General features: G+C 69.3%; 20 protein-coding genes. 10 read left to right on the plus strand and 10 right to left on the minus strand.

Going from position 1 to position 21,825, the window contains the following annotated elements; translation table 11 throughout:
• Positions 1-186: 186 nt before the first annotated feature.
• Entirely contained in the window at positions 187-1,674 is a 1,488-nt protein-coding gene (gene dnaB / locus O7595_RS16755) for a replicative DNA helicase (RefSeq protein ID WP_269729478.1), read from the plus strand.
• A 1,037-nt stretch (positions 1,675-2,711) separates the two neighbouring features.
• Positions 2,712-4,094 carry a serine hydrolase domain-containing protein gene (locus O7595_RS16760; RefSeq protein ID WP_269729479.1) on the plus strand — a complete coding sequence of 461 codons (1,383 nt, stop codon included), beginning with the start codon at positions 2,712-2,714 and terminating at the stop codon, positions 4,092-4,094.
• A gap of 249 nt (positions 4,095-4,343) precedes the next feature.
• Here O7595_RS16760 and O7595_RS16765 read toward each other — a convergent pair whose 3' ends face one another.
• Both O7595_RS16765 and O7595_RS16770 read right to left on the minus strand, forming a co-directional pair.
• The gene (locus O7595_RS16765; protein WP_269729480.1) at positions 4,344-4,796 is read right to left on the minus strand and encodes a GNAT family N-acetyltransferase; all 453 of its coding nucleotides are present in this window, start codon (positions 4,794-4,796) and stop codon (positions 4,344-4,346) included.
• Positions 4,797-4,840: 44 nt separating this feature from the next.
• A complete protein-coding gene (locus tag O7595_RS16770) occupies positions 4,841-5,332 on the minus strand; it encodes a MarR family winged helix-turn-helix transcriptional regulator (protein ID WP_269729481.1) in 492 nt (163 codons plus the stop codon).
• A 176-nt stretch (positions 5,333-5,508) separates the two neighbouring features.
• On the opposite strand from O7595_RS16770, the gene O7595_RS16775 reads away from it, so the two are divergent.
• The gene (locus O7595_RS16775; protein WP_269729482.1) at positions 5,509-6,726 is read left to right on the plus strand and encodes an MFS transporter; all 1,218 of its coding nucleotides are present in this window, start codon (positions 5,509-5,511) and stop codon (positions 6,724-6,726) included.
• 109 nt (positions 6,727-6,835) lie between these two features.
• Here the strand turns inward: O7595_RS16775 and O7595_RS16780 are convergent, their stop codons facing one another.
• On the minus strand, positions 6,836-7,690 hold the full coding sequence (locus O7595_RS16780) for a GNAT family N-acetyltransferase (RefSeq protein WP_269729483.1): 855 nt from the start codon (positions 7,688-7,690) through the stop codon (positions 6,836-6,838).
• Positions 7,691-8,793: 1,103 nt separating this feature from the next.
• Between O7595_RS16780 and O7595_RS16785 the strand changes: the two genes are divergently transcribed.
• Entirely contained in the window at positions 8,794-10,491 is a 1,698-nt protein-coding gene (locus O7595_RS16785; protein WP_269729484.1) for a globin domain-containing protein, read from the plus strand.
• 181 nt (positions 10,492-10,672) lie between these two features.
• On the opposite strand, the gene O7595_RS16790 is transcribed toward O7595_RS16785, so the two are convergent.
• The 5 genes from O7595_RS16790 to O7595_RS16810 form a co-directional block, all read right to left on the minus strand.
• Positions 10,673-11,152: an NUDIX domain-containing protein gene (locus tag O7595_RS16790; protein WP_269729485.1), complete on the minus strand. Its 480-nt coding sequence runs from the start codon at positions 11,150-11,152 to the stop codon at positions 10,673-10,675.
• 62 nt (positions 11,153-11,214) lie between these two features.
• Positions 11,215-12,111, minus strand: a complete 897-nt coding sequence (locus tag O7595_RS16795; protein WP_269729486.1) for a LysR family transcriptional regulator — start codon at positions 12,109-12,111, stop codon at positions 11,215-11,217.
• Between the two features lie 277 nt (positions 12,112-12,388).
• Positions 12,389-13,513 (minus strand): cystathionine gamma-lyase, encoded by a 1,125-nt coding sequence (locus O7595_RS16800; protein ID WP_269729487.1) that lies wholly within the window; start codon positions 13,511-13,513, stop codon positions 12,389-12,391.
• The gene (locus O7595_RS16805; RefSeq protein ID WP_269729488.1) at positions 13,510-14,001 is read right to left on the minus strand and encodes a low molecular weight protein-tyrosine-phosphatase; all 492 of its coding nucleotides are present in this window, start codon (positions 13,999-14,001) and stop codon (positions 13,510-13,512) included. The genes O7595_RS16800 and O7595_RS16805 overlap by 4 nt, the downstream gene beginning before the upstream one ends.
• A gap of 7 nt (positions 14,002-14,008) precedes the next feature.
• Positions 14,009-14,389, minus strand: a complete 381-nt coding sequence (locus O7595_RS16810; protein ID WP_138054233.1) for a phage holin family protein — start codon at positions 14,387-14,389, stop codon at positions 14,009-14,011.
• Positions 14,390-14,440: 51 nt separating this feature from the next.
• Here O7595_RS16810 and O7595_RS16815 point away from each other — a divergent pair, with 51 nt between their 5' ends.
• The 4 genes from O7595_RS16815 (at position 14,441) to O7595_RS16830 (ending at position 16,802) form a co-directional block, all read left to right on the plus strand.
• On the plus strand, positions 14,441-14,758 hold the full coding sequence (locus tag O7595_RS16815) for a cupin domain-containing protein (RefSeq protein ID WP_269729489.1): 318 nt from the start codon (positions 14,441-14,443) through the stop codon (positions 14,756-14,758).
• A gap of 128 nt (positions 14,759-14,886) precedes the next feature.
• On the plus strand, positions 14,887-15,099 hold the full coding sequence (locus O7595_RS16820) for a DUF5326 family protein (RefSeq protein WP_269729490.1): 213 nt from the start codon (positions 14,887-14,889) through the stop codon (positions 15,097-15,099).
• 417 nt (positions 15,100-15,516) lie between these two features.
• Positions 15,517-16,254 (plus strand): IclR family transcriptional regulator, encoded by a 738-nt coding sequence (locus tag O7595_RS16825; RefSeq protein ID WP_332328353.1) that lies wholly within the window; start codon positions 15,517-15,519, stop codon positions 16,252-16,254.
• Between the two features lie 113 nt (positions 16,255-16,367).
• Positions 16,368-16,802, plus strand: coding sequence for an SsgA family sporulation/cell division regulator (locus O7595_RS16830; RefSeq protein WP_269729491.1), 435 nt, complete (start codon positions 16,368-16,370; stop codon positions 16,800-16,802).
• Between the two features lie 66 nt (positions 16,803-16,868).
• Here O7595_RS16830 and O7595_RS16835 read toward each other — a convergent pair whose 3' ends face one another.
• Complete coding sequence (locus tag O7595_RS16835) at positions 16,869-18,224, minus strand: YibE/F family protein (protein WP_269729492.1); 1,356 nt, start codon at positions 18,222-18,224, stop codon at positions 16,869-16,871.
• A gap of 197 nt (positions 18,225-18,421) precedes the next feature.
• Between O7595_RS16835 and thiC the strand changes: the two genes are divergently transcribed.
• Together thiC and O7595_RS16845 are read left to right on the plus strand one after the other, a co-directional pair.
• A complete protein-coding gene (gene thiC, locus O7595_RS16840; RefSeq protein WP_269729493.1) occupies positions 18,422-20,209 on the plus strand; it encodes a phosphomethylpyrimidine synthase ThiC in 1,788 nt (595 codons plus the stop codon).
• Positions 20,210-20,505: 296 nt separating this feature from the next.
• Positions 20,506-20,862, plus strand: a complete 357-nt coding sequence (locus O7595_RS16845) for a DUF805 domain-containing protein (RefSeq protein WP_269729494.1) — start codon at positions 20,506-20,508, stop codon at positions 20,860-20,862.
• A 113-nt stretch (positions 20,863-20,975) separates the two neighbouring features.
• On the opposite strand, the gene O7595_RS16850 is transcribed toward O7595_RS16845, so the two are convergent.
• A complete protein-coding gene (locus tag O7595_RS16850; protein ID WP_269729495.1) occupies positions 20,976-21,803 on the minus strand; it encodes a hypothetical protein in 828 nt (275 codons plus the stop codon).
• Between the last annotated feature and the right edge of the window lie 22 nt (positions 21,804-21,825).

A 21,825-nucleotide genomic window follows, 5' to 3' on the forward strand; every position in this document is an offset into this window, starting at 1 on the left:
CACAGCATCTGCTCCGTCGTCCACACGGCCTGTGGATAACCAGATTGGCTGACGGTGCCGCCGGCCCTACCGTGGACCGGCGCCCGATGTGCCGCCAAGCGGAATCGGGCCTCTCGTGTTGTCAGTGCCGTGTCCTAAAAAGAGTGCCACGCAGAGGTCCGCGGAGCGGACAGGAGGAGGCGGCCGGTGAGCGTTCCCGAGCCCCTGGACGAGCCCTGGACCGACATCGGTCCGGGTGACCGTCTGCCCGTCTCCCGCCCCCGTCGAGGAGAGGGCCGGGGCCGCGGCGCCCGTGAGGAGCAGCACGAGCGCGGCAGGGAGAGCGTCGCCTGGGACGACGGCTCACCGGGCTTCGAGCGGGTTCCTCCGCAGGATCTCGATGCCGAGCAGTCCGTCCTCGGCGGCATGCTGCTGTCCAAGGACGCCATCGCGGACGTCGTCGAGATCATCAAGGGCCATGACTTCTACCGACCGGCGCACGAGACCGTCTACCAGGCGATCCTCGATCTCTACGCCAAGGGTGAGCCTGCCGACCCCATCACCGTCGCGGCCGAGCTGACCAAGCGCGGAGAGATCACTCGTGTCGGCGGGGCCTCCTATCTGCACACGCTCGTCCAGTCGGTGCCGACGGCCGCGAACGCCTCGTACTACGCGGAGATCGTGCACGAGCGTGCCGTGCTGCGGCGCCTGGTCGAGGCGGGTACGCGCATCACGCAGATGGGATACGCGGCCGACGGCGACGTCGACGAGATCGTGAACTCGGCGCAGGCGGAGATCTACGCGGTCACCGAGCAGCGCACCAGCGAGGACTACCTTCCGCTCGGCGAGATCATGGAGGGTGCGCTCGACGAGATCGAGGCGATCGGCTCGCGCAGCGGCGAGATGACGGGTGTCCCGACCGGGTTCACCGACTTCGACTCACTCACCAATGGTCTGCACCCCGGGCAGATGATCGTCATCGCCGCCCGTCCCGCGATGGGCAAGTCGACTCTCGCGCTCGATTTCGCACGAGCGGCATCGATCAAGAACAATCTACCCAGCGTGATCTTTTCCCTCGAGATGGGGCGGAACGAGATCGCGATGCGTCTGTTGTCCGCCGAGGCCCGCGTCGCCCTGCACCACATGCGCTCCGGCACGATGACGGACGAGGACTGGACCAGGCTCGCCCGCCGGATGCCCGATGTCTCCCAGGCGCCGCTCTACATCGACGACTCCCCGAATCTGTCGATGATGGAGATCCGCGCGAAGTGTCGGCGTCTCAAGCAGCGCAACGATCTGAAGCTCGTCATCATCGACTATCTGCAGCTGATGCAGTCAGGTGGCTCCAAACGGGCCGAGAGCCGTCAGCAAGAGGTCTCGGACATGTCCCGAAACCTCAAGCTGCTGGCCAAGGAGCTGGAGATCCCGGTGATCGCCCTCTCACAGCTGAACCGTGGTCCCGAGCAGCGTACGGACAAGAAGCCGATGGTCTCGGACCTGCGTGAGTCCGGCTCCATCGAGCAGGACGCGGACATGGTCATCCTGCTCCACCGCGAGGACGCGTACGAGAAGGAGTCGCCGCGCGCGGGCGAGGCCGACCTGATCGTGGCCAAGCACCGAAACGGTCCGACGGCGACCATCACGGTCGCCTTCCAGGGCCACTACTCGCGTTTCGTGGACATGGCCCAGACCTGAGCCCTTGGTCCGTAGGTTGCGCGAAGCCGTCGTCGCCTGAGATCTGTCGGGCCATCAACGACCAGGCGAATTGCCGCCTTCGGGGAGCTGTCTGTCCGGGTATTCGATCAACCTGGTCTCGCTCCGCTCCAGACGCTCCCGCTGATCACGTGGCAGCGACACCAGGGCATCCACGAGGGCGCGTCTCCGCGGAACATGAACCATTGAGCCGGAGTAGACCCTGCAGCCGGAACACCATGCGAACCCGATACACCGCTCGAACAGGAGGACTCGGGCGGGTAGAAGCGGTACTGGTACGAGCGGACAGGCGTCCCACAGGCCGCGCAGACCCGCCCGTCCCCATCGGAGACCGTCTCCCAGGTCCGACCCTGAGCCAGCGTCCCCGCTCGTCAGGTGCTCTTCAAATCGTCACGCCGAGCATTCGATCAGCCCGTCAGAGCACCAGAAGCACCGACCACCTGCCGCTTCTCCTGTCTCCTCCCACTGGATCTCGCGGATCCGGGCTTTCGCCAACCTGCTGCGGCTCGGGCCGGCTGATTCAGATCGGAGGTCGAGCCCGAAAGCAGTCGAACGCCTTGATGCAGGCCATGGATGTTGAACCGGCGGCTCTCCGACCCGATCAAGATCCAGCAGCTCTCCCGGTCAGGAGCAGTGCTGGCCACGCCGGCTGTCCGCAGCGGGTCCGAATCGTCGCTCAGCACCGCACCCAGATCGAGCCCCCTGCCGCGCAGCAGCCAAGGCCACGGCCAGACTGCCGGCGGCCTCAAGGACCGGGTAGAGAACAGGGTCGGCGCGAGTTGGTTCGTGTCGAGCGGCGGGCGGGGAGTTCGACGTCACCACCGGAGTCTGCCGTCTGCGCTGAGGAAATGGCCACCTCGCGAGACGGTCACCCATGCCACGCGGTGAGACTGGTCGCAGAGCATCAGGTCAGCGGGCTGCCTCATGCCATGAGCCGAGAGACGCTACATGGTCTTGCAGGACCTCATTCTCCGTATCGTGCGGTCGACTCCGGGCGTGCGGTCGGATAGATCTGGTCCATGACCTCACCTTTCGAAGCGCTCCTGCGCAGCACGGAACGCGCACTGCTGCACCGTGTTGCCGTCGCCCAGTCCGAGGGACGCGCGCCCTCCCTCGTCGGGGCGGTGGCCAGGGACGGGCGTCTTGTCTGGAGCGGCGCCCGAGGCTGCGCCGAGGCGGACATGCCGGGCGCGGACACCCAGTACCGCATCGGTTCGCTCACCAAGACGTTCACCGCCGTGCTCGTGCTGAGGCTGCGGGACGAAGGGTTGCTCGACCTGAACGATCCCCTGGACAAGTACCTTCCGGGAACAGGCGTGGGCGAGGTGACCATCGCCCAACTTCTCTCTCACAGCGCGGGACTTACGGCCGAGAGTCCCGCCCCATGGTGGGAGCGCACCCCGGGAGCGCTGCGCCCGGAGTTGGCCGATGTGCTCGGTGAGCAGCCCGTGCTCCATCCCGCCGGTCGTCGCCATCACTACTCCAACACTGGTTACACGCTGCTGGGTTCGCTGATCGAGGCGGTGCGGCGCAAGCCGTGGGAGGAGGTGCTGCGGAGCGAAGTCCTGGATCCGCTGGGCATGCGCCGCACGAGCTGTGACTCCCAGGCCCCTTGTGCGAGCGGTTGGGCGGTGCATCCGTGGGCTGATGTGGTGATGCCCGAACCGGCCGAGGACCTGGGTCTGATGGCCCCGGCCGGTCAGCTCTGGTCGACCGCGGCCGACCTCTGCCGCTTCGCCGGATTTCTCGTCCAAGGCGATGAACGGGTGCTGAGCGCGGACTCCGTGCGCGAGATGCGAACCTCGTCGGCCCCCTCCGAGCCCGGGGACTGGGAGAGCACGTATGGGCTCGGTCTGCAGATCGTCCGGAGGAACGGGCGCACGCTCATCGGCCATACCGGATCGCTGCCGGGATTCGTCGCCTGCCTCTGGGCGGACGCGGAGGAAGGCGTGGGGGCCGTGGTGCTCGCCAATGCGACGTCGGGGCCGCTGCTGGCCGCCGTGGCCGCGGATCTCGTCCACATCGTGGTGGAGGCCGAGCCTCGCTTCCCGGAGCCCTGGCGTCCGATGCCGGAGGTGGACGAGGTGCTGCTGGAACTGACGGGCGCCTGGTACTGGGGCACCGCCGCCTTCGGGCTGAAGCTCGTCGCGGACCGGGGCGTCGAGCTGTACCCGCTGTCTGGCAACGGCCGGGGCTCGCGGTTCCGCGTTCGCCCCGACGGGACGTGGGCCGGGCTGGACGGCTACTTCGCGGGCGAAACCCTTCGCATGGTGCGCGGGTCGGACGGGCAGTTGGTCCATCTCGACCTGGGATCCTTCGTCTTCACTCGGCAACCGTACGATCCGGCTGCCGAGGTGCCCGGTGGTGTGGACGAGGAGGGCTGGCGGGGCCTGCTGCCGTGATCAGCGGATCGTGTGCGTCTCGGTGGGGCGGGTGGTCCCGGGCCGGCGCCCGGTGGCGGTTTCACGTGAAACGCCGCCGGCTGCTCGGACGGGCGGCCTGTTCGACGGCGGGGAAGCGCGGAGCGCTTCCTTCCCGATGGACCCCGACAGTCTGGAGGTCTCCAACGTCACGGTTGAGGCCCCTGCCGGGAGCGGGTCGCAAGGTCGTCGTGAAGGTGTGCGCACGTCGGCAGGGGCCGGCGGGAGGCGTCAGAGCACTCGCTTGAAGCCCACATGCGATGCCTCGAAGCCCAGGCGCTCGTAGAAGCGATGAGCGTCGGCGCGGGAGGCGTCGGACGTCAGCTGGACGAGGCGGCAGCCGTGGTGGCGTGATTCCTCGACCGCCCACTCGATGAGCTGGGTGCCCAGCCCGCTGCCCCGCTCGTCGGCATGGATCCGTACCGCCTCGATGATCGCGCGAGTGGCTCCGCGGCGGGACAGCCCGGGGATGATGGTGAGCTGCAGGGTGCCGACGGTCAGGCCGTCGCGCTCGGCGACCATGAGGCGCTGGTTCGGGTCTGTTGCAAGGCGTTCGAACGCGGCCAGGTAGGGGGCCGGGTCGTCGAGCGACTCGCGCTGCGCGCCCAGTGGATCGTCGGCGAGCATCGCCACGATCGCGGGGACGTCGGCGGGGGAGGCGGGCCGTATCTGTAGATCGCTCATGATCCGCACCCTATGCGCCTCTCATGGCGCAGCGATCGGCGGTCTCACATGGAGGCGGCGGTCGGTGCGGGAACCGTGGATACGGGAATCTTCAGCTCTTCGACCGCCCGGACCAGCGGAGCGAGTTCGGGGTCCTTGGCCGCCTCGTCGAGAGCCTCGCGCAGTGCATGGTCGTTCGTCGGCCGGGCAGCGGCCAGTAGTTCGAGGCCGGCTTCCGTGACATCGGTGTAGATGCCGCGCCGGTCGGTGTCGCACAGATAGCGACTCAGCAGCCCGCGGTCCTCGAGCCGGGTGACGAGGCGGGTAGTGGCGCTCTGGCTGAGGACGACGGCGTCGGCCACCTGCTTCATCTGGAGGTGGCCGCCCGGGCCGCCGTGTTGGCGGCTGAGCACGTCCAGCAGTGAGTACTCCCGCACGCTCAGATCGTGATGCGTCTGGAGGGCCCGCTCGATATGGCCCTCGATCCTGCCGTGCAGCAGGGAGAGAGCGCACCAGCTCTGGGCGAGTGCGGTGAGTGCCGGGTCCGTCGCTGTCATCGATCTCTCCTCCGTCCAGGAGCGTCCGTGCGGGCCGGGCCTCGGCCCCTGCGGAGTGGCGTGACTCCAAGAGTAGACGACTGATGCAATAGCCCGCGCTTGCAATTAAATGTGTATGCAATTATTGTGGACGCCTGTAAAGAGCAAGTGCAATTTTCTCGGGAAGGTGATCCCCCATGCCGCTCGCCCTCCTCGCCCTCGCCATCGGGGCATTCGGTATCGGAACCACCGAGTTCGTGATCATGGGCCTGCTGCCCGAGGTCGCGAACGACTACCGGGTCTCGATCCCCACCGCCGGTTTCCTCGTGACCGGGTATGCCCTCGGCGTGGTGCTGGGCGCGCCCCTGATGACCGTGCTCGGCACCAAGGTGTCCCGCAAGCGGATGTTGATGTTGCTGATGGGGCTCTTCGTCGTGGGCAACGTGCTCTCGGCCCTGGCTCCCGTCTTCGGCGTCATGCTCACCGGCCGTGTGGTGGCCTCACTCGCCCACGGAGCCTTCTTCGGTATCGGCTCGGTCGTCGCGGCCGACCTGGTGGCCCCGGAGAAGAAGGCCGGAGCGATCGCGATGATGTTCACCGGCCTGACCGTCGCCAACGTCGTCGGCGTCCCGCTGGGCACCTTCATCGGGCAGGGCATCGGCTGGCGAGCCACGTTCCTGATCGTGGCCGGGCTCGGTGTGCTGGGGCTCGCCGGCGTCGCCGGGCTGGTTCCGGAGCAGCCCACGCCCGAAGGCATACGGCTGCGCGACGAGTTGGCGGCCTTCCGCAATGTCCAGGTGCTGCTGGCGATGGCCATGACCGTGCTCGGTTTCGGGGGCGTGTTCGCCGCGATCACCTACATCACGCCGATGATGACCGAGGTCGCCGGGTTCGCCGATGCCTCCGTGACCTGGCTGCTCGTTCTCTTCGGCCTGGGCATGGTCGGCGGCAATCTGATCGGGGGCAAGTTCGCCGACCGGGCGCTGATGCCGCTGCTGTTCGTCTCGCTCGGCGCCCTCGCCCTGGTACTGGCCCTGTTCACCTTCACCGCCCAGGACAAGACGGCGGCGGCCGTCACCATCGTTCTCGTCGGCGGGCTTGGTTTCGCCACCGTACCGCCGCTTCAGAAGCGGGTCCTCGACCAGGCGTCGGGTGCGCCCACACTGGCGTCGGCCGTCAATATCGGCGCCTTCAACCTCGGTAACGCCCTTGCCGCCTGGCTCGGTGGCATCGTCATCGCGGCCGGTCACGGGTTCACCGCCCCCAACTGGGTGGGTGCGCTGCTCGCCGGATCGGCTCTGGTGCTGGCGATGCTCTCCAGTGCCCTCGAGCGCCGGGACGTCCACCGGGAGAGCCGCTTGGTCGCGCCTGCGGCGGCCTCCGAGCCGGCCCCGTTTGCCGCGGCCCGTCACTGACCCGGCAGAGGCGCCCCCGAGCAGGACCACGGCTCTGCGGCCTCGGCGCCGGAGGTTCTGGCCAGCTGAGCCTCGTCCTCGGCGGAATAGCGAGCCGGTCCGCCCGGGCTCAACCCGCCGCGACGGTCAGCGGCGCGAATCTGCGGGTCCAGTCACCCGGGAGAGCGGGAGCGCCGCGGAGCATCACGGCGTTGAAGGCGATCGGCTCGAGGCCGCTCGCCTTCAGCCAGGTGAGCAGGCCCTCGTGCCGCACATCGATGTCCGTGCGGAGCGGACGCTCCGTCTCCGCGGCGAGCGACGTGATCAGGGCCTTGGCGGTGTCCGTGTCCCGTGCGATCAGCGGGCCGACGACCTGGGTCTCCATGTTCGGCCATGCGGCCGCGTAGCCCGTGAGGACTCCGTCGGCTTCGGCAAGCCTCAACCGGTCGGCGAAGGCAGGCAGCCGGGCGAGCATATGTGTCCGGTCCACGCCGAACACCTCGGCGTCCAGACGGAGGATCGCCGGGAGGTCCTCCGCCGTGGCCGGCCGGGTCACGGCCCGGGGCGCCGGACCGGAGAGGCGGAAGCGGCCACGGACCATCTCGGCGCGGCCGGCATGGGTGAAGCCCAGTTCCTCGTAGAGAGGCTGCCCGTTCGGCGTGGCATGCAGCGTCAGGGGCGTCTTACCGGTCTCGGCGAGTACGTGCCTCATCAGGCGTCGCCCGACACCCTGCCGGGCGTATCGCTCGGCCACGAGCACCATGCCGAGGGCGGAGAGTCCCGGACCGTACGACGTCACCACGCACCCCGCCATGAGCCCTCCGGCTTCGGTGTCGTCGATGCCGTACCCCGTGCCGGCCGCCAGCAGGAGACCCCATTTGCGCTCCTCGCGCGGCCATCCCCGGTCCTCCGAGAGGTCCGCACAGGAGTGCAGGTCCGCAGTGGTCAGACGCCGGATGGGGTGCTCGGGGAAGGGAGTTGGCATGAGGTCAGGCTGTCTGACGCGGTGATCTTTCGTCCACCTCTTTCGAGGAAGTGGCCCGGCTCCGTGGGAAGTGGTGAGCGCGGTCATCGCCCGGGCCAGCCGGAACTTGGTCCAGACCCAGCGGCAGCGGGCCCGGGGTGTCGCAGGGGAGAGGGCCGATCCGCTGCCGAGGCGAGCGGAGCGACGGGAGCATCGGCGAGTTCGCGAAGACGGCCGTCGAACGGTACGAGGCCCCGGCGGCCGGTGATCCGGAGAACACCGCGGCGACGCTCGGCCCCAGCGGACCGAGTGGCAGTCCGAGCCGGCGCGGATGCCGACACATGGACGACGAGGAGGGCGCGCCGAGTCGGGCGCTCGAGTGGTTTCACGTGAAACACCGCCGGGCCGGGCCGGTCTTCGCGTCCTACGAGGGAGTGGCCGGACTGGCCTCGGCGCACCTCGCGAGCATGATTCCTTCGCCCGGAGATCGGCCAACCGGAGAGCGTGCGTCGCCGGGGGTTCATGTCTGTCGGCCATTCCGTTCATGGAGCCGGTCGAACCGTCTGTATTCTCGCGCCACTAAGTGGTGAAGGTCGCGAAGGGGCTCTGTGCAGAGATCGGGATGATGGCTGAACGGCCCTGCCGTCCCCGCGGATTCGCTGACCGATGCGCAGATCTTTGCCGTGGCGACCGTTGCGGACGAGGTGAATGCGGACCATCATCTGTCCGGGCGGCTCGCCACACCGCGCCGGACGGGATGCGAACGGCTGGAGGCGCGCGAACTGGAGCGATTCCCTTGCTGGTTTCGGGTGCAAGGGCATACCCAACGAGACCCGAATCGTGGCCGCGAAAACGGACATGGGTGCGATGCAGCCTAACGGGAAAGCGGGTGGGGATACCCGGACTTTCCGCTCTTTGTCCGCTGCCGGGCGGGAGCTGGCATGCTGCGACGACGAGCGCTGCGGGCAACGTCACCATCCGGTCCCACTCGCCCGAATCCCATAATCGCGAAGGCTAATGTGGGCGGGCACGAGTCATTGAGAGCAGAGCGGGGAAATCGAGGCACCTTCCGGACCAGCGGAAGTGCGCAGACCGACCGAGAGATGTTCGAGGCGAGGCACACAATGGACGCTCCGACCACTACGTCGGCCGACAACGGGACCTCCGGTGAGAACGGCGCGAGGGGCGGGGGAGGCTGGTTCACCCCCCGGAGGCAGCCTACCGAAGGCCGTCCGGCTCCTGGCGGCGATGAGGGCCCTGCCCGCGAGGGAGCCGAATCGGCGGACGAGGGGCGAATAGCCACCCCCAGCCGGCCGGTCGCCTCCATCCGCCCCGTCGGCACGGGAGCCGAGCGGGCTGCCGGGTCCCCGCCGCGTGGAGTCGCCGTTCCGCAGACACGCACCGCACCCGAGTCCCGGCGCACACCGGGCGCGGCGCCGCGGGAGACGCCTGCGCCGCCGGTCCCCCCGTACGGCGCGGGTGCCCCGCACGGCGCCTCGTCGCCCCGCGGAAACACCGACCCCCGTCACGGAGGTCCTCCGCAGTACGGCGCCCCGTCCCACGGCGGCGCATCGCCTCACGAGGGCCCCGCGCCCTACCCGCACCAGGGAGTCCCCTCCCTCGGCGGCGGCGCACCCCACTTCGGCCCGGCCCCCGACACCGGAGCCGGCGGCCCCCGCTCCGGTCTGTTCTCCGGGGTCTCCGACGAGAAGTCGTCCCCCGACGCGATCCTCATCCGGGGGACCATGGAGGAGATCGCCCCGGTCGCCGACAAGGTCACGTCCTACTTCTACGCCCTGCTGTTCGTCCGCCACCCCGATCTGCGGTCCCTCTTCCCGGCCGCCATGGACACCCAGCGCGACCGGCTCCTCAAGGCGCTGCTCACCGCCGCGGAGCACATGGACAACACGCCCGTACTGGTCGACTACCTCGAGCACCTCGGCCGCGGCCACCGCAAGTACGGCACCCAACCCGCGCACTACCCCGCCGTCGGCGAGGCGCTCATCGGAGCGCTGACCCGCTACGCGACGACGACCTGGAACGAGGAGACCGAAGCCGCGTGGGTCAGGACCTACACGACCATCTCCCAGATCATGATCGACTCTGCTGCCGAGAACGAACGGCACGCGCCGGCCTGGTGGCACGCCGAAGTGGTGTCCCACGATCTCAGAACACCGGACATCGCGGTCGTCACCGTGCGCCCCGACCAGCCGTATCCGTTCCTGGCCGGTCAGTACACGAGTCTCGAGACGCCGTGGTGGCCGAGGATCTGGCGGCACTACTCCTTCGCGGGTGCGCCCCGTTCCGACGGACTGCTCTCGTTCCATGTGAAGGCCGTCCCGGCGGGCTGGGTCTCCAACGCCCTGGTCCATCACGCCCGGCCCGGCGATGTGCTCCGGCTGGGCCCGCCGGCGGGATCGATGGTCGTCGACCACACCACCGACAACGGGATGCTCTGCCTGGGCGGCGGTACCGGCATCGCGCCCATCAAGGCGCTGGTCGAAGACGTCGCCGAACACGGTGAGCGCCGTCCGGTGGAGGTGTTCTACGGGGCGCGCAGCGATCACGACCTCTACGACATCGACACGATGCTGCGGCTCCAGCAGAGCCATCCGTGGCTCCAGGTGCGCCCCGTCGTGGACGGCAGGACGCAGCTGCCCGACGCCGTGCTCGAGTACGGGCCGTGGAACGAGTACGACGCGTTCCTCTCCGGCCCGGTCGGGATGATCCGCAGCGGAGTGGACACGCTCAGGGGCGTCGGCATCCCGTCGGAGCGGATCCGTCACGACTCGCTCGAGGAGCTCGTCGCCGCCGCCGACTAGGCATGTCGCGAATGTCACTCCGTCCGTCCGCGGGGTGTCGTGGGCGGGAGGAACTTTCGCAACGCGCCCGCCCCGTTGCCGCGTCGGGCGGAGTCTGCGCCTCGCGTCGGGGCGAACGTTGCCCAAGGCGGTACCAGGGCCGCCGGGCAAGGCCGCCGGGCCGTACCGAGGGATTCCGTGCTCAGCCCAGGTCGGGTGCGTGCATCGCCCGGACCCCCTCGATGTTGCCGTCCAGGTAGTGCCGCAGGGACAGTGGGACGAGGTGCACGGCGGCGATCCCGACGCGGCTGAAGGGCACCCGGACGATCTCGTACTCGCCGCAGGGGTCCTCCACCTCGGGGCCGTGCCGCCGGGACTCGTCCATGGCCACCAGACGGCAGACGAAGAAGTGCTGCACCTTCACGCCCGAGACGCCGCCGTCCACGATGTGCTCGACGGTGTCCACGAAGCAGGGCACCACATCGACGATCTTGGCGCCGAGTTCCTCGTCCACCTCGCGGTGGAGGGCTTCGACGACGGTCGCGTCCTCGGGCTCGACCCCGCCGCCCGGAGTGACCCAGTACGGGTCCATGCCCGGCTTGGTGCGTTTGATCAGTACGAGGTCGTCGCCGTCGAGCAGGATGGCGCGTGCGGTGCGCTTGACCACTGGCCGTTCGGTCATGGTCAGAGAGTGGCCCACGGCATCCGTTCTGAAACTCCCGTCTCCTCCGCTGTCGCCGGCCGTCACCAGGCGGTCGCGGCACGCAACAGACCCTCGTGCGCACGTGCGATGTGCGGCAGTGCGAGCGTTCCGGTCCGGACGACGAGGAAGTACGTGCGCAGTGGTGGAACGGGAGGCTCCAGCAGGGCCACCAGCCGGCCGCTGTCGAGGTCGCCCCGACACAGGTAGCGGGGCAGCACGGCGAGCCCGGCCCCGGCGGCGGCCGATTCCCGCGCGGCCCGCAGATCGGGTGCGATGACGGCGGCCACGGCGGGTGGCCGGCTGTCGAAGACCGAGGACCAGTAGCGGGAGACGAACGGCAGGGACTCGTGGACCTCGACCACCGGCAGTTGCTCCAGCACGACGGCGCCCTTGCGCAGCAGCATTCCGTCGCCCAGCCGCGCCGCCCAGCGCGGGGAGGCGACCAGGACGTGTTCCTCGTCGCAGAGCGGGGTCGACGCGAGCAGCCCGCCGCGAGGCCGGGCCGTGGTCACGGCGAGCTCGTGGTGCCCGGCCGCCAGCCCCTCGAGTGCCTCCTCGGCGTTGCCCGTGAAGGACGTCCGCAGCGCCAGTCCCTGCGAGACCAGCGGGGCCAGTGCGGGCAGCACCCGCGCGGAGGTGAACTCGGGCGGTCCGGCGAGGTGGAGGGTGCGTACGCCGGACTCGTCGTCCAGGCCCGCCTCCACGATCTCGACGAGCGCGTCCAGATGAGGGGCGGTCCGGTGGGCCAGCTCGTCGCCGACGGTCGTGGGCGTGACCCCGCGCGCCTGGCGGAGGAAGAGCGGCCGCCCCAGCTGCCGTTCCAGGGTCCTTATCTGGCTGGTCACCGCGGGCTGGGAGAGCCCGAGCAGAGCGGCGGCGCGGGTGAACGACCCGGCCCGGTGCACCGTGACGAATGTGCGCAGCAGGGCCAGATCCATCGTCCAACTATAAATAAGTCGATAGGTCTCTGTCGCTCCTGTGATTGGACACTGACGTAGAGTCAACTAGCCTTGCTGGAGCGGTTTCTGATTCAGGGTGACACACGTCGCACCACGCGCGGAGTGTGCGCGGTGCCACGTGCACCGGCCCGGGAACCGCATGCGGAAGAGGACGGTCCGAGCCATGAGGGGGGAGGTTCGGACCGTCCTTCGCGCCCGCCGGGAAGCGCTCCGGCCGGCGCCCGCGGCGGCTGACGCGCCGCCGCGTGCGCGTGCCTCAGCCCTCCGCCGCGTCCAGCGCCCGGAGCACGTCCGCGACGAGGTCGTCCGTGTCCTCCGCGCCCGCCGAGAAGCGGATGAAGCCCTCCGCCACGGCGTCGCCGCCCCACCGCCCCCTGCGTTCGGCGCTGGAGCGGACACCGCCGAAGCTGGTGGCGTCGTCGACGAGCCGTGTCTCCGCGAGGAAGCGCTCCGCGTGGTCACGGTCGGGCAGTTCGAAGGAGACCACCGAGCCGAAGCGGCGCATCTGCTTCGCGGCGATCTCGTGCGAGGGGTCCTCGGGCAGTCCGGGGTAGCGCAGTCCGGTGACCTCCGCCCGCCCGGCCAGCGCCCGCGCGAGGGCGAGCGCATTCGCACACTGACGGTCGGACCGGAGCTGGAGCGTGGCCAGCGAGCGATGCGCCAGCCACGCCTCCATGGGGCCCGGGATCGCGCCCACGACCTTGCGCCAGTGCCGTACCCGAGCGGCCGATGCGGAGTTCCGGCAGACCACGTAACCGAGCAGCAGGTCGCCATGGCCCGTCAGGCCCTTGGTGCCGCTGGCGACCGCGAAGTCGGCGCCGAGGGCCAGCGGGCGCTGGCCGAGCGGGGTCGCGAGTGTGTTGTCGACCGCGACCAGGGCTCCGCCTGCGTGCGCGGCGTCCGCGAGCCGCCGTACGTCGCACACGTCGAGCCCCGGGTTGGAGGGGGTCTCGATCCACAGCAGCTTCGCCCCGTCCAGTGCGGTGAGCTGGGCGTCGCCGCCGGTGGGCGCGGTCCGGACCTCGACCCCGTACTCCTCCAGCTGCTCCCGCACCAGCGGGAGGGCCTGGTAGCCGTCGTCCGGGAGCACCACCACGTCGCCCGCGCGGACCTGGGACAGCAGCACCGCCGAGACGGCGGCCATGCCCGAGGCGAAGACGACGGTCTCGACCCCGGTCTCCCCCGGCGCCTCCAGCTCCCCGATCGCCTGCTCCAGCAGCGTCCAGGTGGGATTGGAGTCCCGCCCGTAGGTGTACGGGCCCGTCGGTTCACCGGGCAGGTGGTAGTGGGCGGCGAAGACCGGTCCCGGCAGCGTCGGTTCGTACTTCCGCGCCTCCGGCAGACCGGCCCGCACGGCCCTCGTGCCCTCACCCGTGCTCATGCCGCCGCCTCCTCCACCGCCTCGCGCACCGCGGTGAGCAGTCCCTCGCTCGCGGCCTCCACCATGTCCAGACATTCCTCGAAGCCGTCCGTTCCGCCGTAGTAGGGGTCGGGGACGTCGAGGTCGCCACCGGCGGCCGGGTCGTACGAGCGCAGCAGCCGGACCTTCGCGGCGTCCGCCGCGGTCGGTGCCAGCCGGCGCAGCTCCCGCAGATGACCCCGGTCGAGGGCGATCACCAGGTCCAGCCGGGAGAACCACGAGGGACGGAACTGCCGGGCGACATGACCGGACGCGTAGCCGTTGCCCCGCAGGACGTCGACGGTGCGGGCATCGGCGGCGTCTCCCTCGTGCCAGCCTCCCGTGCCGGCGCTGTCCACGACGACGAGGCCGCCGAGTCCGGCGTCCTCCACGCGGGCCCGGAACACGGACTCGGCCATCGGCGACCGGCAGATGTTGCCGGTGCAGACGAAACAGACGGAGAAGGGCATGGCGCGGTCAGTCCTTGCCGTCGGGGAGCACCACGTTCAGCGCCCACGACACGATCGAGATGATCAGGCCGCCGAGCACGGCCGTCCAGAAGCCCTCCACGTGGAAGTTCAGGTCCAGGACGTCGGCGAGCCACGAGGTCAGCAACAGCATCAGGGCGTTGACGACCAGCGTGATCAGGCCGAGCGTGAGGATGAACAGCGGAAGCGTCAGCAGCCTGACTATCGGCTTCACGAAGAAGTTCACCAGGCCGAAGAGCAGGGCCACGATGATCAGGGTGACGGTCTTCTTCGCGGTGCTGTCGCCGGTGAGCGTGATGTCCTGGACCAGCCAGATGGCCACGGCGAGTGCCCCGGCGTTCGCGATCGTCTTGACGAGGAAATTCTTCATGTGTCTGATCGTGGCAGACGTGATCGGACCGATGGCAGGGGCGGACGGACGATGAAGGCATTCCGGCTGGACGAGCTCGAGGCGGAGCGTGCCGCCAATGAGGGGGCGTATCTGCAGTTCCTGCGCGAGCGGAACATGTCGGTCGGGCTGTACGCGCTGGACGCGGGGGAGCTGGACCCGCAGCAGCCGCACCGGCAGGACGAGGTCTACTTCGTCGTCAGCGGCCGTGCCTCGATCACGGTCGGTACGGAGACGACCCAGGTGGGGCGGGGCAGCGTCGTCTACGTCCCGGCGGGGGTGGCCCACAGGTTCCACCACATCAGCGAGGATCTCCGGGTGCTCGTCGTCTTCTCTCCGCCCGAGAGCTGACCGGCCCGCCGGATTTCCCTAGGGGAAGGCTCAGGGGACTTCGGGGGGCGCGGGCGCCCCCCGACCACCGTCCCGCCTCTAGCATCGACAGCAGGAGAACCCACAGAAGCGAGGTAGGGACGATGGCGGTGCGGGAGATACTGACGGGGATGCCCTGGTGGGTGAAGTGGGTCGCCATCCCTCTGATCGCCCTTGTCGTCTTCGGCGGGATGATCGCGAGTTTCGTCGGCTTTGTGATCTGGCTGCTCTTCAAGGTCCTGCTCTTCGTGGCGATCGTGGGCGGACTGATCTACGTCGTGCGGAAGTTCATGAGCTCGTCGTCCTCGAAGGGCGACCGGTAGGCGACCGGGACAGGTACGGTCATCGGCCGGGGGAGAGTGCGCCGGAGGCGCGAGGGGAGCGCGGGCCTGGGTTTCGCGGGGCGGAAAACGGCAGGTGCGTACGCCCGTTAGCCCGCGCGGGGGAATGCCGCGGACGATCCCCGCGGCCCGTCGGGGGCTGCCATTAGAGTGGCAATCCTCCGCCGTCCCCGGGAATCCCCGGTCGATGATCACCGTGAACAGCGGTTCTTGCGACTTCCTGGACAGTTCCCGAATTCGGTCTCAGGAGCAGCCCAGGCCCTCGGGGAGCGCGGCGGGCGTGCGGGGGCGGCCCCTGCACGCGGGCGGTCCGCCCGTCACCATGCCTGGGGGTGACCTTTGGCCACGGCATTGGCTACCAGTTCTGCGCCCACCACCACTTCGCCCGCCGCTCCGACGCTGATCGGGTCGGTGCAGCGGGCTCTGAGGCTCATGGAGGCCGTGGCCTCCCACGCCGACGGAGCCCCGGCCAAGCAACTCGCACGTGAGGCGGGCCTGCCCCTCCCCACCGCCTACCACCTGCTGCGGACCCTGGCCCACGAGGGCTATCTGCGGCGCGAGAAGGGCGTGTTCGTCTTCGGTGAGGCCGCGGTGCGGCTGGCGATGGGAGGTGCGATGCAGAATCGTCGCACCAAGATCGAGGAATCCCTGGCGCACTGGCGGGACTCCATCGGCGTACCGGTTTATTTCGCCCTCTACCGGGAGGAAGAGATCGAACTCGTCGCCGTGGCCGACACCCCGTACGCGCCCGCGGTGGAGGAATGGGCGGACTTCCGGGAGACGGGCCATGCGCACGCCCTCGGTCAGTGCCTGCTCGGCCAGCTCGACGAACGGGCCCGCAAGGATCATCTCGACCGGCATCCGGTGGACCGGATCACGCCCTATACGGTGCGCAATCGGGGAAGTCTGCTGGAACGGCTCGGGGCGATGGGGCAGATGCAACCGGTGATCGAGCGTCAGGAATATGCCCTGGGTACGGTCTGTGCGGCTATTCCGGTCACCGTGGGCTCCACGGCCGGCGCTATGGCGATTTCCCTTCCGCTGCACCAAGAAGATCGTTTGATCCCGGCCGTCGAACAACTACGCAGCGGTGTGGGCAGCCTGCTCAGTTCATTCGCCTTCTCTATCAGTATCTGAAAAATTACTCCTTGTGATCTATCGGTCACTTACAGCACGATGGCGGGGCGGACCCAGGGGGAACCTTCCCGGCCGTTTTCACGAGGTGCTTCACTCACTGCGGGGTTGACACGATGCGCGAATCGGTTCAGGCGGAGGTCCTGATGAGCTTCCTGGTCTCCGAGGAGCTCTCCTTCCGGATCCCCGTGGAGCTCACGTACGAGACGAGAGACCCCTATGCGGTGCGCATGACATTCCACCTGCCCGGGGACGCCCCCGTGACCTGGGCGTTCGGCCGGGAGCTGCTGCTGGACGGGATCAACGGCCCCAGCGGGGACGGTGATGTGCACATCGCCCCGACCGAGCCGGAGGAGCTGTCCGACGTCCACATCCGGCTCCAGGTCGGCGCCGACCGGGCGCTTTTCCGGGCCGGAGCCGCACCCCTGGTGGCCTTCCTCGACCGAACCGACAAACTGGTTCCGCTGGGACAGGAGCGCACGCTCGGGGACTTCGAGGACAACCTGGAAGCCGCCCTGGGCCGGATCCTCGCCGAGGAAGCCGCCGGCTGACGGCCTGCCGACCACGAGCGCCCGCCTGCCGACCACGAGCGCCCGTCGCGGCCGTGCGCGACGGAGCTACTTCGCCCGCCGGCGGCGGCCCTTGCTGCGCATCGCTCCCGCGGCCACACCGGTCACCGTGCCGCCGGGCCGGTCGGCGGAGACCACCAGAGCGGCCAGTGCCGTGGTCACCGGCACCGATGCCACCAGACCGATCGAGCCGATGAGGGTCCGGACGATCTCCTCCGCCACCAGCTCACTGGTCGCCACCGCGCCCACCCCCGACTGCGCGATCGAGAACAGCAGAAGAAGGGGCAACGAGGCGCCGGCATAGGCCAGTACGAGCGTGTTGACCACCGAGGCGATGTGGTCGCGGCCGATCCGGATGCCCGCCTTGTACAGGCCGCGCGGCCCCATGGCCGGATCCGCCTGGTGCAGCTCCCAGACTGCCGAGGTCTGGGTCACCGTGACGTCGTCGAGCACACCGAGCGAACCGATGATGACTCCCGCCAGCAGCAGACCGGACATGTCGATGTTCGGATACAGACCGTGGATCAGGCCGGTGTTGTCATCGGTGTTTCCGGACAGGGACGCCCAGCCGATGAACACCGAGCCGAGCAGCCCGATCAGCAGCAGTGAGATCAGCGTCCCCAGCACCGCGACCGATGTGCGGGCGTTCAGGCCGTGGCAGAGGTACAGCGCCATCAGCATGATCGCGCTGGCCCCGACCACGGCCACGATCAGCGGATTCGAGCCCTGAAGGATCGCCGGCAGGATGAACAGGGTCAGTACCGCGAAGCTCAGCACCAGCGCGATCAGCGCCATCACCCCGCGCAACCGGCCGACCAGTACGACGACGACCGCGAAGATCCCGGCGAGCAGCATCATCGGGAAGTCCCGGTTCACATCGCTCACCGAGTACTGGAGATCACGCGGCGCGTCGGGTGCGTACGCCACGACCACGCCCTGGCCCTGCTTCAGCTGGCGCGAGGCGTCCGGCTGGACGATCTCGATGAACGTACGACCCTTGTCCTTTCCGGACGTGATCTCGACCGTCGCCTTCTTGCACTTTCCCTGCTGGGAGTTGACCGCCTCGCGGCCCTCGGGGGTCGTGGTGTCACCCGTCGGCGGCACCTGTCCGGCGTTCACCTCGGAGCAGTCGACCTCCTGCACCCGGACCACCCGGGCCTGTTCCGTCTGCCGGTCGAAGCCGACACCCGTGCGCTCGTGCTCCGGCGCGCCGCCCGGCCAGAGGGCGACGAGGCCGACCACCACCGCGGCGGCGAACGGGATGAGGACCGCGGCGATGACCCGCCGCAGATGCCGCGAAACGGGGGCGGCCGGCCCATGGCCGTGGGCATGGGCGTGGCCGTGGGAGTGCGGCTGACCGCCCGTGCGGTGGTCCGGTTGTGGCGTCTGCTGGGAGGAAGTCACCGACAGATCATCGCAAGAACGAACGGGGCCCACTGTTCAGCACGCCCGATGGGGCGCTAGCGTGGTGACACCTTTGCACACGCGGGAGCTCGGAGCACCGGGCTGAGAGGGCGCTGACCCGCCGTACGACCGTACGGGACAGCTGCGCCGACCGCCGAACCTGTTACCGGGTAATGCCGGCGTAGGGAGTAGGTCTCATGACCACATCGGACACGCGCACGCCTGCCTCCGGATCGTCCGGGGCGGGGAAGTCCATTGGCTGGCACAAGGGATACGTCGAGGGCTCGCGCCCCGACATCCGGGTGCCGGTCCGCCAGGTGCACCTGACCAACGGCAAGGACGTGACCCTGTACGACACGTCCGGTCCGTACACCGATCCGCACGCCGACACGGATGTGCGCCGCGGTCTGGCGCCGCTCCGCGAGAACTGGATCGTCGGCCGCGGCGACACCGAGGAGTACGCCGGCCGTCCCCTACGGCCCGAGGACGACGGAATCAAGCACACGTCCCCGCGCGGCGGTCTGCGCAATCTCGACGCGGTCTTCCCCGGCCGCCCGCGCCAGCCCCGCCGGGGACGCGGCGGGCAGGCGGTGACGCAGCTCGCCTACGCCCGGCGCGGCGAGGTCACGCCGGAGATGGAGTTCGTGGCGATCCGGGAGAACGTCTCCCCGGAGGTCGTACGCGAGGAGATCGCCGCGGGCCGGGCCGTGCTGCCCGCCAACGTCAACCACCCCGAGACCGAACCGATGATCATCGGCAAGCGGTTCCTCGTGAAGGTCAACGCCAACATCGGGAACTCGGCGGTGACCTCCTCCATCGAGGAGGAGGTGGAGAAGATGACCTGGGCCACCCGGTGGGGCGCGGACACGGTCATGGATCTCTCCACCGGCCGCAACATCCACACCACGCGTGAGTGGGTGCTACGCAACTCCCCCGTGCCGATCGGCACCGTGCCGCTCTACCAGGCGCTCGAGAAGGTCGACGGCCGGGCCGAGGAGCTGACCTGGGAGATCTACAAGGACACCGTGATCGAGCAGGCGGAGCAGGGCGTCGACTACATGACGGTCCACGCCGGCGTGCTGCTCCGGTACGTGCCGCTCACGGCCCGGCGCAAGACCGGCATCGTCTCCCGTGGCGGCTCGATCATGGCCGCCTGGTGCCTCGCGCACCACAAGGAGTCCTTCCTGTACGAGAACTTCGAGGAGCTCTGCGAGATCCTCGCCGCGTACGACGTCACCTATTCTCTCGGCGACGGACTGCGGCCCGGCTCCATCGCGGACGCCAACGACGAGGCGCAGTTCGCCGAGTTGAGGACGCTCGGGGAACTCAACTCGATCGCCAAGCGCCACAACGTGCAGACCATGATCGAGGGACCGGGACACGTCCCGATGCACAAGATCAAGGAGAACATCGACCTCCAGCAGGAGATCTGCGAGGAGGCTCCGTTCTACACGCTCGGCCCGCTGACGACCGATGTGGCGCCCGCCTACGACCACATCACCTCCGGCATCGGTGCCGCGATGATCGCCTGGTGGGGCACCGCGATGCTCTGCTACGTCACGCCCAAGGAGCACCTGGGCCTGCCGAACCGGGACGACGTCAAGACGGGCGTCATCACCTACAAGATCGCGGCACACGCGGCGGACCTCGCCAAGGGGCACCAGGGCGCGCAGGAGTGGGACGACGCGCTGTCGGACGCGCGCTTCGAGTTCCGCTGGGAGGACCAGTTCAACCTGGCCCTGGACCCGGACACGGCACGGGAGTTCCACGACGAGACGCTGCCGGCCGAGCCGGCGAAGACCGCGCACTTCTGTTCGATGTGCGGTCCGAAGTTCTGCTCTATGAAGATCAGCAGGAGTATCACCGAGCGGTTCGGCGGCGACGAGCCGGCGGCGTCGGAGACGGAGATCGCCGAGGGCATGCTCCAGAAGTCCAAGGAATTCGCCGCCTCGGGGAACCGGGTGTACCTGCCGCTGGCGGACTGACCGGATGGCGGAACCGGCCGCGACCTCGTGCGGTCGTGGGCCGGTTCCGTCGCTGCGGCGCGATCGGGCGGATCGCGGTCATGCGGGCGTACGTGCTCGGTGCACCGAGGCGAGGGCCGGTAGGACCCGGATGTTCCGGTTTGCGGCACTCCGTTGATCACGGAAGTGCGGCAGGTTGATTGCTGTCTCAACGAGGCGCTGAATTCCCTTGACCCCATGGGGACACATGGATAACTTTCGGCCGCTTGACCGAAATTCTATGTGTCCCTGACAAGGGGCCAGGGGAGGGAATCGCAGTGAACTGGTACCTGGCGGTACTCAAGAACTACGTCGGCTTCGGGGGGCGTGCGCGCCGCAAGGAGTACTGGATGTTCACCCTGGTGAACATCGCCGTCCTCGCCGTGCTGATGGGCATCGGCTACGCCGTCGACACGATGATCCCGTACTACGTCTACTACGCGGCGATCCTCATCCCGGCGCTCGCCGTCACGTTCCGCCGGCTGCACGACACGGGTCGGTCGGCCTGGTGGCTGCTGATCTCCCTCGTGCCGCTCGTCGGTGGAATCGTTCTCGTGGTCTTCCTGGCCACGGAGGGCGAGGCGGCGCCGAACAAGTACGGCGCGAACCCCAAGTCCGTTCCGGCCGCGGCCTGAAGCCACGACTGCGAGGGCACAACCGGCGAGGCCGGGTGCAGCCGCGGGCTGCCCCGGCCTTCGCCGTGCCCGGCGGAGGCGTGGGGCGGGGCGTGAATCCTCCGCGGGGACCGCTACTCGGGCTGGTGCTCCGGCGGCCCGAACTCGGGGCTGGTGAAGTCCGGGCTCGTGAACGTCGGGCGGGAGCCGGCCGAGGTGCCGTCGCTCGGGCTCGAGAAGTCGGGGCCGCTGTAGCCGACCTTGGGGAAGCGGCCGATCCGGCGGGGCGGGGCGGGGGAGGTCGGATCGGCGCTGGGGTCGGCCAGTGCGGCGCGCAGGAAGGGGAGGACGCCGCGTTCCAGGAGGGCGTGCCGCCAGGCTTCCTTGGCGCGTGCCATCTCGTCGGGCAGTTCGCCGGTCGCCGTGTCCTCGGCGGGCACCTGGGTGGCCCCGTTCCGGATCGCCGTGATCAGCAGCCCGATCGCGGCGGCCAGGAGTCCGGCCGCCGTCAGGGCGCCGAAGAACCAGCCCGCCGTCAGGAGGGTCTCCGCGAAATCGGTGTCGGGGCTGACGGCCTTCAGGATGTAGCCGACGAGCAGGAAGATGAGCGCGGCGGTGCCGGCGAGGACCGGTGCCAGGACGGTGAGCACCGCGGCGAATCCGGCGCCCGTCTCCGAGGACGCCCCGACAGCGGGCCCGAGGACCGAGTGGCCGACGGGCGCTCCCGCGGATGTGCGTGCCTCCTCGCGGACCTTCACGAAGTGGTCGTACTCGGCGGCCGCGGCGCTGGTGATGAGCGCGGTGGCGTTCAGCGCCATCGTGCGCAGCTGTTCGGCGTTGAGCCGTCTGCCCATGCCGTCGAGATCTGGACGGTCGTGCGCTGTGCGCAGCGCGTCGTCGAGGATGCGCTCGTATTCGGCGCGGTCCTCGGCCAGCAGGTGCGGAGCGCTGTTCATGTGCATCCCCCGATGCTCCGTAGGGCCG

Source organism: Streptomyces sp. WMMC940, assembly GCF_027460265.1.
Taxonomy (GTDB): Bacteria; Actinomycetota; Actinomycetes; order Streptomycetales; family Streptomycetaceae; genus Streptomyces.